The following is a 13,472-nucleotide window of genomic DNA, read 5'->3' as shown; positions in this document are numbered from 1 at the left end:
AACTGGAATAATAAAGAAAGATAATTTTTTGAATGTATTCAGTTTATAGAGCCTCTTAGGAGGATTTTTTTATTACAATAATTTAATCCCAACTTAATAGTGTTCATAATACTGGAAGGCATGATGGGGGCTATTTGCACTATCACAGGGGGGCTTTCTGGGAGAAAGGGGGAGGTGGGTGTTTTCACAGGAATTCAAAATTATTTAAACTCGATAGTTATCCTAGGCTTTTCTATCCCCTACATGTGGAAATGAATATGTTGGACATTTTAGGATTAATTAGGATGTATAATAAAGTTTAGTAGGTTATCTCAATTAAATTTGAAAAAGTCAGGTTTGGTGAAATATGAAAAAAAGTGGTAGGGATACTAGGTATACGTTAGTGGAATGGACTGGGAGTCAGCAAGATGAAGAAAGGCTTTCTGGTCATATATTAAGGTCAGAGGGGTATGAATCTGTTGATCCAATACATCCTTTAGGTGGACCAGATGGTACAAAAGATTTGAAGTGTATTAAAGATGGGGTAACGTTTGTTGGTGGGTGTTATTTTCCTAGAGGACAAAAGTCCTTTTCAACAATCAAAAAGAAATTCGCAGACGACCTAAAAGGGGTTAAAAAGAATGGTGTAGATGGGTTTGTTTTTATCACAAATCAAGAAATATCAGACACTGAAAGAAAAAAATTAAGAGGATTAGCTGATCATTCTATTGATATATTTCATTTAGAGAGAATAATAGACATATTAAATAGTCCTGTTAATGTCGGGCTTAGATTAGAATTTCTTGACCTCGAAGTGACTAAAGAAGAGTTAATAGCGTTTTTTGCTAAGCAAAATGAATTTATGAGTGGATTTCAGCGAAATTTGGATGTTCTTTCTAAAGCTTATGAAGAAATAACATCTGAAAAAACAGATGATACTACCACGAAATATATAGGGAAAGAGTCAGCAGGGAAAGAGTCAGTAGTAAAAGAATCAGCAGGAAAACCTTATGAGAGTATTGTAACAAATGGAGACGTTTATTTAGCTGATGTAGGTGTTGGTATTGAGGGTGAACTTGGAGGGGTTAGACCAGTTGTTGTCGTGTCTAATAATATAAATAATAAATTTGCCCCTACTGTAACAATTGTACCTGTTACAGGTCAACTTAAAATGGCTAGGCTACCGACACATGTTGATCTAGGTCTTTTGTTAAATTCAGAAATAAAGAGTGTAGCTTTAGCAGAACAAACTAGAACCATTAGTAAAAAGAGGTTAAGTCATCGTATTACATCCTTAGATAGAGAGTTAATGGAAAAACTAAAAGATGCTATTGAGATTCTAATGAGGTTAGATTCAAATGAGGTTATAATAAGGGATAGTCGATCCTGTTAGGTCTGAGTGGTATCTGACCTCCAGTACCTCCGTATAGTTGTGTATTAAAAAAACGAGACGAAACCAATTGAGATGAATTGTAGCGGTGTGAAAACGTTCGAAAACCAATTGTTTTTCCTGTCTATTATCGATAACAGACCCGAAGCGGAAAGATTAATAATAAAGTCAACGAAAGTCCTTGGCATTACTGAAGGATTTTCGAAACGATACAAGGGGAATTAGGTTAATAGCCTAGTTCCCCTCTTTTTTGTTTATAGAAGACCTTAGTCTTTGAACGCTTTTCTAAAAGTTATGATATAATTTGATTTAAGTTGTACATAGCTTGAGTTGATAACGATAGCTTTGTCCGAGTTAAGTAATACAACCACATATATAATAGGAAGAAAAAATTAATGAACGTTGATATAATCATGTTTTTATTGAAACTCCATGTCCCGTACGGACCGTATCGCTAAATACAACCAACTTCTTCGCATCGAAGACCAGCTTGGTGACTTGGCTGTATATGGCGGTTTGAAATCTTTCTATAACTTGAAGAAGTAATCTTTGCTAGAATTTGGATTACAGTAATTTCTCCTCCTATTCAATGTGGCCATCCACATTGAATAGGAGGTTTTTTATGCCCATAAACCAGCCACTTCTTCAAGGTTGAAAGGATTTAATCAAACGTTTGATTAATAAAAAAAAGGTGCCGCATCCGGGCACCTTTTTTTAATTATCCGATACAGCTTCCACTGGTACGGCATTATAGTATTCTTCTAATGTAATCTTCGCTTCAAAGATTTCAGTTGCGGTATCGACACCAACATAACGGATATGCCATGGTTCGTATTTATAACCTGTGATGTTTTCCTTGCCTTCAGGGTAGCGGATGATAAATCCGTATTCATGTGCATGTTCAGCAAGCCAGGCGGATTCTTTCGTATCACCGAAGCAGTCTTGGGCGGCACATGCACCATCGTGGGTCGTGACATCAATCGCGAGTCCCGTTTCATGCTCGCTTGTCCCAGGCATTGCACTGTAGGTTTTCGCTTTTTCTTCCCCATCTTTAGCCACATAGTTATTAAAGACCTCGATCTGTCTTTGGTGAGAGCGATAAGCGGAAACGCCGGCAAAGTGCATGTTTTCTTTTTCGGCAGCCTGGAACATTACTTCAAGTGCCTTTCCCGCTTCCTCGCGCATCATTCTTTTATCGATTTTATCTTCAAAGATGAAATCCACTTTTGGGTAGATAAGGTCAGCAGGTTTGTAATCTTCAGGCAGGCTGTATTGTTTATTGACAAGTACAGGAATGCCTTCCGGATGGGCTAATGTCTGAAGGCCGGCCTGTCCGGGTTTTGCCGTTTCATCAACTTCCACCTGGCGTTGGGCCGATTCTTTTGAATCATTATTCTTGTCAGTTTCTGTCTCCTTCTCAGTCTCCTGGGAGCTCGGTTGTTCTTCTTTTTGCTCTTTTTCATCATTGCTGGTCAGGTCGAATGAACAGCCAGCCATAAGAATGAAAGATGATAGAGCGGTTGCTGCAAATATAGGTTTTAACATATGAAAGGCCCCTTGCTTTTAATATAAGATTTCCAATAAAAGTAGTTGAAAAATTATCGTGATAAGTAATCCCTTGTTAATTCACTTTGATATTTATCAAGAAATAAGCCAATCCAGACGACCATCAATAAAAATGGATAATCGTTACGGACTGCGGTTTCCACGACGGGATCAGACCAAAAGCTCGAAAGGAAACCAGATGACATCCTGATTGTCTCGAATGTGACAAGGGCGTGAAGCGATAACCAAAGAATCGTAAGAGTATTGGTCCCAAACCCAATGACCGCCGCTATGACGCTCAGCAAGGCGGCTGCTGCCCCGATCAGGAGGACATTGAAGCTTGATTGGAAAAAGTCGATACCGCTATTGGAAAGTCCATTATAAATAATAGCAGTAAAATAAACGGTTGTCGTGATATATGCAGCAAATAATAAGTATCGATTTCCGTGATACTTTGCCAGCAGCAATAAAAGCGGTGATAGGATGATTAATAGGACGCTGATGAAATTGCTTCCGCCTGTCCATAAAGAATAGCCGGCAACCGCCGAGAATAGGATGGTCAGGAGATCAAGAATCCGGAGTATGGACTTAAACATGTTGACACCTCTTTCTCTATTTATGCAAATTATCTCAAACTTTGATTCAAAAAGAAAATAAATGACTATGGATTTTTAGGAATTCTTACCATCATAGTATAACAAAGATTGTGGATATTTATTGGGTGTGGTAAAGTTAAAGTAATTGTTTATTGGTTCTTCAGGAGGTGTAATTGCATGCATGCATTTCTCATAACGCTTTTAGTGATTGTCAGTATCGCCCTCATTGTGACGGTATTGCTTCAATCAGGTAAGAGTGCAGGTTTATCAGGTGCGATTGCCGGCGGTGCTGAGCAGCTATTCGGAAAGCAAAAGGCACGCGGTTTGGACCTGGTTTTACATCGTGCGACAATAGTATTGGCGATTTTATTCTTTGCTTTAACTTTACTTGTTGCATACTTTGATGTGTAATGGATCAAAAATGAGTCTAGCTAAATAGCTAGACTTTTTTCTTTGCACAATAGTTACATGAATAGATATAGTGATTTTAGTACTTAATTATAGGATAGGGATGTTTTAAAATTCTATTTACAGATAAAGGAGCTTAAGATCATGAAAATAAAGCTGCAGCAGCCCTTTACTTTTGAAGGCGGAAAAAGAGCTGTCTTACTTTTACATGGATTTACGGGGAATTCAGCGGATGTACGGATGCTGGGGCGTTACTTGGAGAAACAGGGATACACTTGCCATGCCCCGCACTATAAAGGACATGGCGTCCCCCCGGAGGAGCTGGTGAAAACGGGTCCGGAAGATTGGTGGAAAGATGTCATGATGGCCTACGATTTCCTGAAAAGCAAAGGCCATGAAGAAATTGCTGTTGCCGGACTATCATTAGGAGGCGTATTTTCTCTTAAATTAGGTTACACTGTACCTATAAAGGGTATCGTATCAATGTGTGCGCCTATGTATATCAAAAGTGAAGAAATGATGTTTAAAGGAGTATTGGAGTACGCCAGAGAATTTAAGAAGTATGAAGGAAAAACTCAAGAGCAAATAGAGCTTGAAATGGACCTCCTTGCCGATAAACCGATGAATACATTGAAAGCCCTTCAGGAATTGATAACGGATGTACGAGAGCACGTCGACCTTATATACGCGCCGACATTTGTGGTGCAGGGTCGGCATGATGATGTTATCAATCCAAAAAGTGCCGATATTATTATTGATGCCATTGAATCACCGGTCAAAAAAATCAAGTGGTATGAAGAATCCGGTCATGTCATAACTCTTGATAAAGAAAAGGACCAGCTGCATGAAGATGTATTGGAATTTTTAGAAAGTCTGGATTGGGCCGAATAACAAAATTATACCCTGAATAGGAGGGTTTTCATGGAAGATAACATTCAAGAACATATTAATAAGCTTCTGACATACATGACGGATGAAGCGTATAAGCCGTTAACGGTACAAGAACTGGAAGAGGCTTTGAAAATCGAAGACTCGGCAGATTTCAAGAATTTCGTTAAGGCTTTAGTAAAGATGGAAGAAAAGGGATTGGTGGTCAGAACGAGGAGCAATCGTTACGGGCTGCCGCAAAAAATGAATTTGTTCCGCGGTAAATTAACAGGACACGCTAAGGGATTCGCCTTTGTCACACCTGAAGATAACCCAGGAATGGATGATATTTTCATTCCGCCGAATGAAACGGGCACAGCGATGCATGGAGATGTCGTCATGGTACGAGTATCTTCGGAAACATCGGGCTCAAGGCAAGAAGGCACGGTCATCAGAATTCTTGAACGCGGTATTACACAAGTGGTCGGTACATACTCCGAAAGTAAAAGTTTTGGTTTCGTCATCCCTGATGATAAAAAGATCGCAAACGATATTTTCATTCCGCAGCATGCTTCACATGGAGCGGTAGAGGGCCATAAGGTTGTCGTCAAGCTTACTTCTTATCCTGAAGGACGCATAAGTGCCGAAGGTGAAGTCATTGAGATTCTTGGGCATAAAAATGATCCTGGAGTAGATATTCTTTCCGTGATCCATAAATATGGTTTGCCGATGGAGTTCCCGGATGACGTCATGGAGCAAGCCAATGCCGTTTCGGATACCATTCAAGAAAGTGAAATTGGCAGCCGCAGGGATTTGCGAAATGATGTTTTGGTCACGATTGATGGAGCGGATGCAAAGGACCTGGATGATGCCGTCACTGTTTCAAAACTTGAAAATGGCAATTACAAGCTGGGTGTTCATATTGCTGATGTCAGCCATTATGTGAAGGAAGGATCACCAATCGATAAGGAAGCCTTGGAAAGAGGGACGAGCGTGTATTTGGTGGACAGGGTCATCCCGATGATCCCGCATCGTTTATCGAATGGCATTTGTTCCTTGAATCCACAAGTCGATCGTTTTACACTCTCTTGTGAAATGGAAATCACGCCAGATGGCAAAGTCGTCAACCATGAGATTTTTGAAAGTGTCATTAAGACGACGGAACGTATGACATATGGAAATGTGAACAAAATCCTTGTCGATAAAGATGAAGAACAGCTCGAACGCTATGAAGCGTTGGTGCCGATGTTCCAGGACATGGAGAAGTTAGCTGCCATCCTTCGCAAGAACCGGATGAACCGCGGAGCGATTGACTTTGATTTCAATGAAGCGAAAGTCATCGTTGATGAAGAAGGCCATCCGACCGATGTGGTTTTACGTGAAAGGTCGGTTGCCGAAAAGCTGATTGAAGAGTTCATGCTTGCGGCTAATGAAACCGTTGCTGAGCATTTCCACCGTCTTGACGTACCGTTCATTTACCGTATTCATGAAGATCCCAAGCCGGAAAAACTGCAGCGTTTCTTTGAATTCATTACGAACTTCGGATATATTGTCCGGGGATCGGCCAATGACGTTCATCCTAAGGCGTTACAGGAAATCATTGAGGCGGTTGCCGGTAAACCGGAAGAAACGGTCATATCCACCGTTATGCTTCGTTCCATGCAACAGGCGAAATATGATCCGGAGAGCTTAGGTCACTTTGGTTTATCTGCTGAGTTTTATACACATTTCACATCGCCGATTCGTCGTTATCCGGATTTGATCGTGCACAGATTGATCAGGACCTACTTGGTGGAAGGTAAACTGGATGAAGCTACGAAGGAGAAATGGAATGCCAATTTACCTGAGATTGCCGATCATACATCGAAACGTGAACGTCGCTCAGTCGATGCTGAACGGGAAACGGATGATCTGAAGAAAGCGGAATATATGCTGGATAAAATCGGCGAAGAGTATACCGGGATCATTGGTTCGGTCACGAATTTCGGGATGTTCGTCGAGCTGCCGAACACCATTGAAGGACTTGTCCATGTCAGCTTCATGACGGATGATTATTACCGCTTCGATGAGCGTCAGCTTGCAATGATCGGGGAACGTACGGGTAATGTGTTCCGGATTGGTGATGAGATCGACGTACGTGTTTCCAACGTAAATAAAGAGGAACGCGCCATCGATTTTGAAATTATCGGCATGAAGGTAAGCCGTCCGCGTCCATCTGGCGAGAAGAAAATATTCAAAGCCAATTCAGGTGAACGCAAACGCGGCCGTGGCGGCAATGGAGGACGTAATGAAGGAAAAGGCGGCGGCCGTAATGGAAATGCTCCTTCTTCCGAGAAAAAACCGAAAAAGAAGAAAAAATTCTTTGAAAATGCGCCAGCTGCCAAGCGCAAGAGAAAACCAAAAAAGAGATAAAGATTGAGGCGGGGGGATGATGATCATTTCATCCTCTTGCCGCGATTGGATGTAAAAAGGGGAGAGTTAGATGCCAAAAGGCTCAGGTAAACAACTAGCACAAAATAAAAAGGCTTATCATGATTTCTTTATTGAAGAAACGTTTGAAGCCGGAATCGTTTTGAAGGGGACTGAAATCAAGGCCATCCGTGCGGCCCGAGTGAATTTGAAGGATGCCTTCGCTAAAATAGAAAATGGAGAAATCTATCTTTATAATATGCATGTAAGCCCCTATGAACAGGGAAACCAGTTTAACCATGACCCGTTGCGGACACGGAAGCTTCTTTTGCATAAGAAAGAAATCAGTAAACTGATCGGTGTAACAAAGGAAACAGGTTACACGATCGTACCGTTGAAAATGTATTTGAAAAATGGCTTTGCCAAGGTTTTGATCGGTCTGGGTAAAGGGAAGAAGCAATATGACAAGCGTGAAGACCTGAAGAAGAAGGAAGCGAAACGTGATATCGAACGTGCTTTCCGTGATCGGCAGAAAATGTAGAACTGCCAAGACCTTACAATTGATTTTTTGAACCAATCTGTTATAATTAATCCTGTACCGATGACAATTGAATATCAGCCAACTTGCTGACTATTCTTCTCTCGTACGCTCCATTTCTATCATGGGGACGTTACGGATTCGACAGGGATAGTTCGAGCTTAAGTTGCGAGTCGAGGGGATCGGCCTCGTTAAAACGTCAACGCCTATAACTGGCAAACAAAACAACAACCTAGCTTTCGCTGCTTAATAACAGTCGATAGCTGTTCCTCCCTCCATGGCCCACGTGGTAGGGTAAGGGACTCACTCTAAGTGGGATACGCCGGAATCCACCGTCTGAGGATGAAGGAAGAGACCAATCAGACTAGCTGCTCTGCCGCCTGTCGATAGGCTAATGAGTTCGCGAAATGCGAATATATCGACTACACTCGTAGAAGCTTAAGTGCCGTTATGTCTGGACGTGGGTTCGACTCCCACCGTCTCCACCAATACATATATTGGTGGTTTTTTATTTGTGTTTTTTTCAATCGATTTGTCGAAAAATCGATAAATCGTATAATTAGTAGATAAATCAGGAGTTTTCGCTGATATATCTCCAATTTCGGAGATATATTCCCGATTTCGCAGATAAATTGTATAATCGCTATCATTTAAAGGAATATTCCCTACTGCTGTAGAATCCTTTGGGATAAACCAAGATTGGAGCGATGAAATTGATTGTAAAAAGGCGAAAAGTTCCTCTTACTATACGTAAATTACGTGCTTTAACGCGCAGGCTTTCTCCGAATCATCCTAAAATCCCCTTAATCATCAACGATCTCAAAAAAAGGGAAGCGGGCTATAAAGGGGAATGTTCCATTGATTTTCCATTAAGCTTTCTTCAACCGAAAAGCTATTACATCTTCCACGACTTAAGGCTTCAGGATCAATCCCGATTTTTTCAACTGGATACCTTATTAATCTCCAAGAAATATGCGCTTATCATTGAAGTGAAGAACATTGCAGGGGCGATCTATTTTGATCCGCATTTCAATCAGCTCATTCGAACGATAGAAGGAAAAGAAACGGCATTTCCTGATCCCATCATACAAGTCAGCCGCCAGGAAACACAATTGACCAATTGGTTCTTGAAAAACGGTTTTCCCTCACTGCCCATCCTTTCATTGATTGTCATCAGTAATCCCCAAACAATCATCCGTACAGCTCCTGAAAACCTTGAACTCCACTATAAAGTTATCCATCGCGATGCACTTCCCACTAAAATTAGTCAAATGGAGCATTCCATAACAGAATCCAGTTTTAGTGAGAAAGATTTGAAGAAAGCAATTCGCGTAATGAATAAACGCCACATCGATGCGGATTTTTCCATTCTGGAACGATACAATCTTACCGAAAAGGACTTAATTAAAGGAGTAATTTGTGAGAATTGTAAGGGCAATCAGTTATTTAGAAGGCATGGCACATGGATTTGCAATCAATGCCAACTCTCCAGTAAAACTGCACATATCAAGGCTTTACGAGATTATTTTTATCTAATAGGCACAACTATAACGAATCGGCAGTTGCGGGATTTTTTAAACATTTCCTCTTCATCCAGTGCAACGAGAATCTTGCAATCATTGAATCTGACAAGGCGTGGTGTGAATAAGGGGAGGGTGTACAGCCTGAATTTTGATGAGTGATTTCTGAGTGATCTTGCCTTAATCATAAAAAAAGGAATAGTTTCTATACCATTCCTTAATAGTAAAAATCATTTCTCTATATTTACATCAACATTTTGGAAATCCTCCAGAATAATATCTATTACTGGAAAGACTCCATCAGCTTGATAAGCTAATAAGATTTTTTTTACTGAGGCAATATGTAATTCTTCAATTTCCATATTTTTTATTTCTGCCATTTTTTTTCTCATTTCTTCCTTTGTGGGATAATTTTTTGTGCCGTAAACCCACATGAAAAATCTATCTAACTCACTGACCTCTTGCTCTTTAAAGCCATGTGATAATAACTCATAATACCTAGATTTTAAATTCGGGGCCATACTATCATGTAGTTTAAAAAATGCATGCTTCAATAAAAACAATTCGTGTTCTAATTCCTTAATTTTTTCCTCTTGATTCATTAAATCATCCACTCCAATGCTAATATTATCCAAAGCTCACTTTCAGCAGTTTTGCAGCTATAAGCCATATGATAGAACAAAGACTCAAAAGAAGCTTCTCTTGAGTCTTTGATCTGATTCTATTCTTTTAATTCCTTGCCCATTCCCTTTAGGAAGTGGACGCCAAAGCCAATCGCCCGGTTTATGTCTGGATCATTCAATGTTTTCATTAAATCGAGAACGCCGATTTTCTTATCTGCCTGAAGGAATTTGTTTCCTTCATCGATTCCTGCAAGTGCACTGTTCAGCAGTTTCGTGGATTGTGCGGCATCGGCGTTCATCAAAGCTCCTGTTGCCCCCATAAGGGTATTGATCAGGTTTGTTACAGGTTGCCTTGTGATTTGTTGGAGTGCGATTTTGGCAATTTGTTCTTTTCCTTGAAGCATGGAGGTCGCGGCTTCGAATACTCCTGAGTCATTCAGTTCATTGACGATTTTAAACATATTGTTCAAGGCATCTTCATTATCGGTGATCAGCGTTTTCAGTTCTTCCAGTTTTTGTAGCTTTATCTCTTCCTCAGTAATGGGATTATGGATTTCCGTTATAGGAGCTGCCATGATCTTCACCCTCCTTGTTTAATTATCCGTTAAGTGAACATACCCTGGACGGGCCCACTTACGTTCAACCTCGACACCATTTTGAGGATGACGTTTTTTGTTCCGTGGATTGGTACCCGGTAATGGAATGTCTCCGCTTGCGCTTAATACTTCCATGCGGACCATCGTCTGTTTGTAAGCAGGCGTGCTTGTGCGTTGATCATAGATAGGACCAGTCAGAAAGTTAATGGCAGAGTCTTTATCGACGGAGTTCATCGGTAAAAATAGCTCATTATTTTTAACACGGTCTGTGATCAAGGCTTTTAATTTAACGGCCCCGAATGGAGACACTAAGCGAACGAGTCCGCCATCACTGACTTTACGTTCTTGTGCAAGTTCTGGTGAAACCTCGACGAAAATATCAGGTACTTTCGATTGGATTCCATTGGATTTATTCGTCATATTTCCTTCATGGAAATGCTCCAGCATGCGTCCATTATTGATATGAAGGTCATATTCTTCCGGGAATTTATGCGGCTCTACCCAGTCAGCCAGTGCAAAGCGCGCTTTTTTATCAGGGAAGTTGAAGCCATCCACATAAAGAAGCGGCGTGCTTGATCCATCATGGCTCCCCCAGAGGAAGCTGTTCCATCCTTCCAGCACTTCGTAATTCGCTTGGCTGAATATCGGTGACAAACTTGCCATTTCGTCATAGATTTCACTAGGGTGAGAGTAGTTCCAATTCGCACCTAAGCGGTTGGCGATCTCTTGAGTGATTTCCCAGTCCGCTTTAGAATCTCCGATAGTGGGAAGGGCTTTATATAAACGCTGTACACGGCGCTCTGTATTGGTGAACGTACCGTCTTTTTCAAGAGATGGAGCTCCGGGCAATACCACGTCGGCATATTGGGCTGTTCTTGAAAGGAAAATATCCTGGACAACAAAGAAATCCAATCCTGATAACACCTTGTCAACATGGTTTGCATCCGCGTCAACAAGTGCCATATCTTCACCTACAAGATACATCGCTTTCATGTCGCCTTTTTCTATCGCTTTAAGCATTTCAATATTGTTCAAGCCTGGTTTGCCATCGATTTTCACTCCATAAGCTTTTTCGAATTTAGCACGTGCCACGTCATCGGTAACATGCTGATATCCCGGGAGCCATGTTGGAAGGGTACCCATATCGCAAGCGCCCTGTACATTGTTATGGCCGCGAAGCGGATAAGCTCCCGCTCCTGGGCGACGGTAGTTGCCTGTAGCTAATAGCAGGTTGGAAATTGCAGCCGAAGTATCGGAGGCACCGGTGTTTTGTGTGACGCCCATTCCCCAGAGAATGCATGTTCCGTCTGCATCGCGAATCGTCTCAGCTATTTGGATCAATGTTTCTTTAGAAATACCTGTGTGTGTTTCTGCATATTCCAGGGTGTATTTTTCAAGTACTTCTTTATAATCGTCGAAGAAGTTAACATTTTCATTGATGAATTCTTTATCATGCCAGCCTTGATCGATCATATATTTTGTAACCGCCATCAACCAAACTTGATCCGTTCCTTGTTTTGGACTGATATGGATGTCGGAACGCTCGGCCATTTCGTTTTTGCGGATGTCGGCCACGATCAGTTTTTGTCCGTGAAGCTTGTGAGCCCGTTTAACGCGTGTCGCCAGTACGGGGTGTCCTTCTGCCGGGTTTGCCCCAACGATGATGACAAGACCTGCTGCGGCGATATCTTTGATTGTACCAGCGTCTCCGCCCATGCCGACTGTACGGAACAGTCCGTCTGTTGCCGGGGATTGACAGTAACGTGAGCAATTGTCGACGTTATTCGTTTCGAACATTTGCCGTGCCAGTTTTTGAATTACATAGTTTTCTTCATTTGTGATCTTGGAAGAGGAAATGAAGCCTACTGAATTTCCGCCGTATTGCTGTTTGATCGAACCGAGTCTGGATGCAACCAAATCAAGTGCTTCATCCCAGCTTGATTCAACGAATCTTCCATTTTTCCGAATCAGGGGCTTTGTCAAACGTTTTTCCGAGTTTACGAAGTCCCAACCGAATTTCCCTTTGACACATGTGGATATCGCATTGACGGGTGCTTCATGAGTAGGTTGGACTTTAAGGATTTTACGGCCTTTTGTCCAGACTTCGAATGTGCATCCTACCCCACAGAACGTACAGACCGTTTTTGTTTTCTTCGTCCGTGTCTCTCGCATTGCCGCTTCAATTTCCGAAATGGCAAAAATCCCGCTGTATCCAGGCTCCACTTCTTTGACAAGGTCTATCATTGGTTCAAGCATATCGTTTTTCAAACCTGACATGAAACCAGCCTCACCCAGCATCGATTTTTCCATTAATGCATTACATGGACAAATCGTTACACACTGTCCGCAGCCTACACAAGATGAGTTATTGATTTCCGTTCCTTCATCCCAGATTACCCGAGGGCGTTCTGCTTCCCAGTCGATGGACAGCGTCTCGTTGACCTGAAGGTTTTGGCAGACTTCAACACATTGCCCGCATGCGATGCATTGATTGGCATCGTAGCGGTAAAATGGATGGGACATATCGACGGCACCCAATTCCACTTTCGGTGTGTAAGGATATTTTTGGTGTTCAATTTCCATTAATTCTGCTGTGTTATGCAGTTTGCAATTTCCGTTATTATTATCACATACAGTACAGTATAAAGAATGGTTTTCCAGGATCCGGTCCATGGCCTCGGTCTGGGCTTCTTTTGCCTTGCTTGAGTCCAAGGCTATATCCATGCCGCTCACTGCTTTTGTCGAACATGACCGGACGAGTTTCCCATTAACCTCGACGATGCATGTGTCGCATGTTTGGATCGGATCCACTTCAGGAACATAACAAATCTGTGGATGAGCCATCTCATTTTGGTTGATGATCTCCAGTATTGTCGCTCCTTCATTAGCGGTATAATCCTTCCCGTTGATTGTGATGGTGATGTTTGAATCGCTCATTATATTTCCCCCTTTTATAGCCAAAAAGACGCAAAAAAACCACCATGATTACACCTCCGTCTCT

General features: G+C 41.7%; 11 protein-coding genes, 1 other RNA gene and 1 pseudogene. 8 read left to right on the top strand and 5 right to left on the bottom strand.

Annotation, left to right across the window (positions count from 1 at the left end; translation table 11 throughout):
- Positions 1–346: 346 nt before the first annotated feature.
- Both OSJ91_RS26045 and OSJ91_RS26040 read left to right on the top strand, forming a co-directional pair.
- Positions 347–1,372, top strand: a complete 1,026-nt coding sequence (locus OSJ91_RS26045; RefSeq protein ID WP_485890702.1) for a type II toxin-antitoxin system PemK/MazF family toxin — start codon at positions 347–349, stop codon at positions 1,370–1,372.
- Positions 1,373–1,798: 426 nt separating this feature from the next.
- Positions 1,799–1,915 (top strand): annotated as a pseudogene (locus OSJ91_RS26040) (hypothetical protein); the annotation flags it as partial.
- Between the two features lie 168 nt (positions 1,916–2,083).
- Here the strand turns inward: OSJ91_RS26040 and OSJ91_RS26035 are convergent.
- Entirely contained in the window at positions 2,084–2,914 is an 831-nt protein-coding gene (locus OSJ91_RS26035) for a M15 family metallopeptidase (RefSeq protein WP_350300529.1), read from the bottom strand.
- A 53-nt stretch (positions 2,915–2,967) separates the two neighbouring features.
- Positions 2,968–3,510 carry a hypothetical protein gene (locus OSJ91_RS26030; RefSeq protein ID WP_350300528.1) on the bottom strand — a complete coding sequence of 181 codons (543 nt, stop codon included), beginning with the start codon at positions 3,508–3,510 and terminating at the stop codon, positions 2,968–2,970.
- Between the two features lie 177 nt (positions 3,511–3,687).
- Here OSJ91_RS26030 and secG point away from each other — a divergent pair, with 177 nt between their 5' ends.
- The 6 genes from secG to OSJ91_RS26000 all read left to right on the top strand — a co-directional run bounded on the left by secG (position 3,688) and on the right by OSJ91_RS26000 (position 9,414).
- Positions 3,688–3,921, top strand: coding sequence for a preprotein translocase subunit SecG (gene secG / locus OSJ91_RS26025; protein ID WP_034309999.1), 234 nt, complete (start codon positions 3,688–3,690; stop codon positions 3,919–3,921).
- Positions 3,922–4,062: 141 nt separating this feature from the next.
- Positions 4,063–4,809, top strand: coding sequence for an alpha/beta hydrolase (locus tag OSJ91_RS26020; RefSeq protein ID WP_101223705.1), 747 nt, complete (start codon positions 4,063–4,065; stop codon positions 4,807–4,809).
- Between the two features lie 30 nt (positions 4,810–4,839).
- Complete coding sequence (gene rnr, locus OSJ91_RS26015) at positions 4,840–7,197, top strand: ribonuclease R (protein ID WP_350300527.1); 2,358 nt, start codon at positions 4,840–4,842, stop codon at positions 7,195–7,197.
- Between the two features lie 70 nt (positions 7,198–7,267).
- Positions 7,268–7,735, top strand: a complete 468-nt coding sequence (gene smpB, locus OSJ91_RS26010; RefSeq protein ID WP_350300526.1) for an SsrA-binding protein SmpB — start codon at positions 7,268–7,270, stop codon at positions 7,733–7,735.
- A gap of 123 nt (positions 7,736–7,858) precedes the next feature.
- Positions 7,859–8,220, top strand: a transfer-messenger RNA (tmRNA) gene (ssrA, locus tag OSJ91_RS26005).
- Between the two features lie 219 nt (positions 8,221–8,439).
- The gene (locus OSJ91_RS26000) at positions 8,440–9,414 is read left to right on the top strand and encodes a nuclease-related domain-containing protein (RefSeq protein ID WP_485890701.1); all 975 of its coding nucleotides are present in this window, start codon (positions 8,440–8,442) and stop codon (positions 9,412–9,414) included.
- Between the two features lie 68 nt (positions 9,415–9,482).
- On the opposite strand, the gene OSJ91_RS25995 is transcribed toward OSJ91_RS26000, so the two are convergent.
- The 3 genes from OSJ91_RS25995 to fdhF form a co-directional block, all read right to left on the bottom strand.
- Positions 9,483–9,854, bottom strand: a complete 372-nt coding sequence (locus tag OSJ91_RS25995) for a hypothetical protein (RefSeq protein ID WP_485890700.1) — start codon at positions 9,852–9,854, stop codon at positions 9,483–9,485.
- Positions 9,855–9,973: 119 nt separating this feature from the next.
- Positions 9,974–10,450: a helical membrane plugin domain-containing protein gene (locus OSJ91_RS25990; protein ID WP_063595796.1), complete on the bottom strand. Its 477-nt coding sequence runs from the start codon at positions 10,448–10,450 to the stop codon at positions 9,974–9,976.
- Between the two features lie 18 nt (positions 10,451–10,468).
- Positions 10,469–13,408 (bottom strand): formate dehydrogenase subunit alpha, encoded by a 2,940-nt coding sequence (fdhF, locus tag OSJ91_RS25985; RefSeq protein ID WP_485890699.1) that lies wholly within the window; start codon positions 13,406–13,408, stop codon positions 10,469–10,471.
- Positions 13,409–13,472 lie beyond the last annotated feature (64 nt).

This window comes from Bacillus sp. T-10(2022), from assembly GCF_056502895.1.
The sequence above is the reverse complement of the archived record's forward strand: the minus strand, read 5'-3'. Positions and strand labels throughout refer to the sequence as shown.

Excerpts from the sequence above, each read along its gene's own strand:
- smpB (WP_350300526.1), top strand. The coding sequence starts at position 7,268 with ATGCCAAAAGGCTCAGGTAAACAACTAGCACAAAATAAAAAGGCTTAT.
- OSJ91_RS25990 (WP_063595796.1), bottom strand. The coding sequence starts at position 10,450 with ATGGCAGCTCCTATAACGGAAATCCATAATCCCATTACTGAGGAAGAG.
- OSJ91_RS26035 (WP_350300529.1), bottom strand. The coding sequence starts at position 2,914 with ATGTTAAAACCTATATTTGCAGCAACCGCTCTATCATCTTTCATTCTT.
- fdhF (WP_485890699.1), bottom strand. The coding sequence starts at position 13,408 with ATGAGCGATTCAAACATCACCATCACAATCAACGGGAAGGATTATACC.
- OSJ91_RS25995 (WP_485890700.1), bottom strand. The coding sequence starts at position 9,854 with ATGAATCAAGAGGAAAAAATTAAGGAATTAGAACACGAATTGTTTTTA.
- OSJ91_RS26020 (WP_101223705.1), top strand. The coding sequence starts at position 4,063 with ATGAAAATAAAGCTGCAGCAGCCCTTTACTTTTGAAGGCGGAAAAAGA.
- secG (WP_034309999.1), top strand. The coding sequence starts at position 3,688 with ATGCATGCATTTCTCATAACGCTTTTAGTGATTGTCAGTATCGCCCTC.
- OSJ91_RS26000 (WP_485890701.1), top strand. The coding sequence starts at position 8,440 with ATGAAATTGATTGTAAAAAGGCGAAAAGTTCCTCTTACTATACGTAAA.
- OSJ91_RS26045 (WP_485890702.1), top strand. The coding sequence starts at position 347 with ATGAAAAAAAGTGGTAGGGATACTAGGTATACGTTAGTGGAATGGACT.
- OSJ91_RS26030 (WP_350300528.1), bottom strand. The coding sequence starts at position 3,510 with ATGTTTAAGTCCATACTCCGGATTCTTGATCTCCTGACCATCCTATTC.
- rnr (WP_350300527.1), top strand. The coding sequence starts at position 4,840 with ATGGAAGATAACATTCAAGAACATATTAATAAGCTTCTGACATACATG.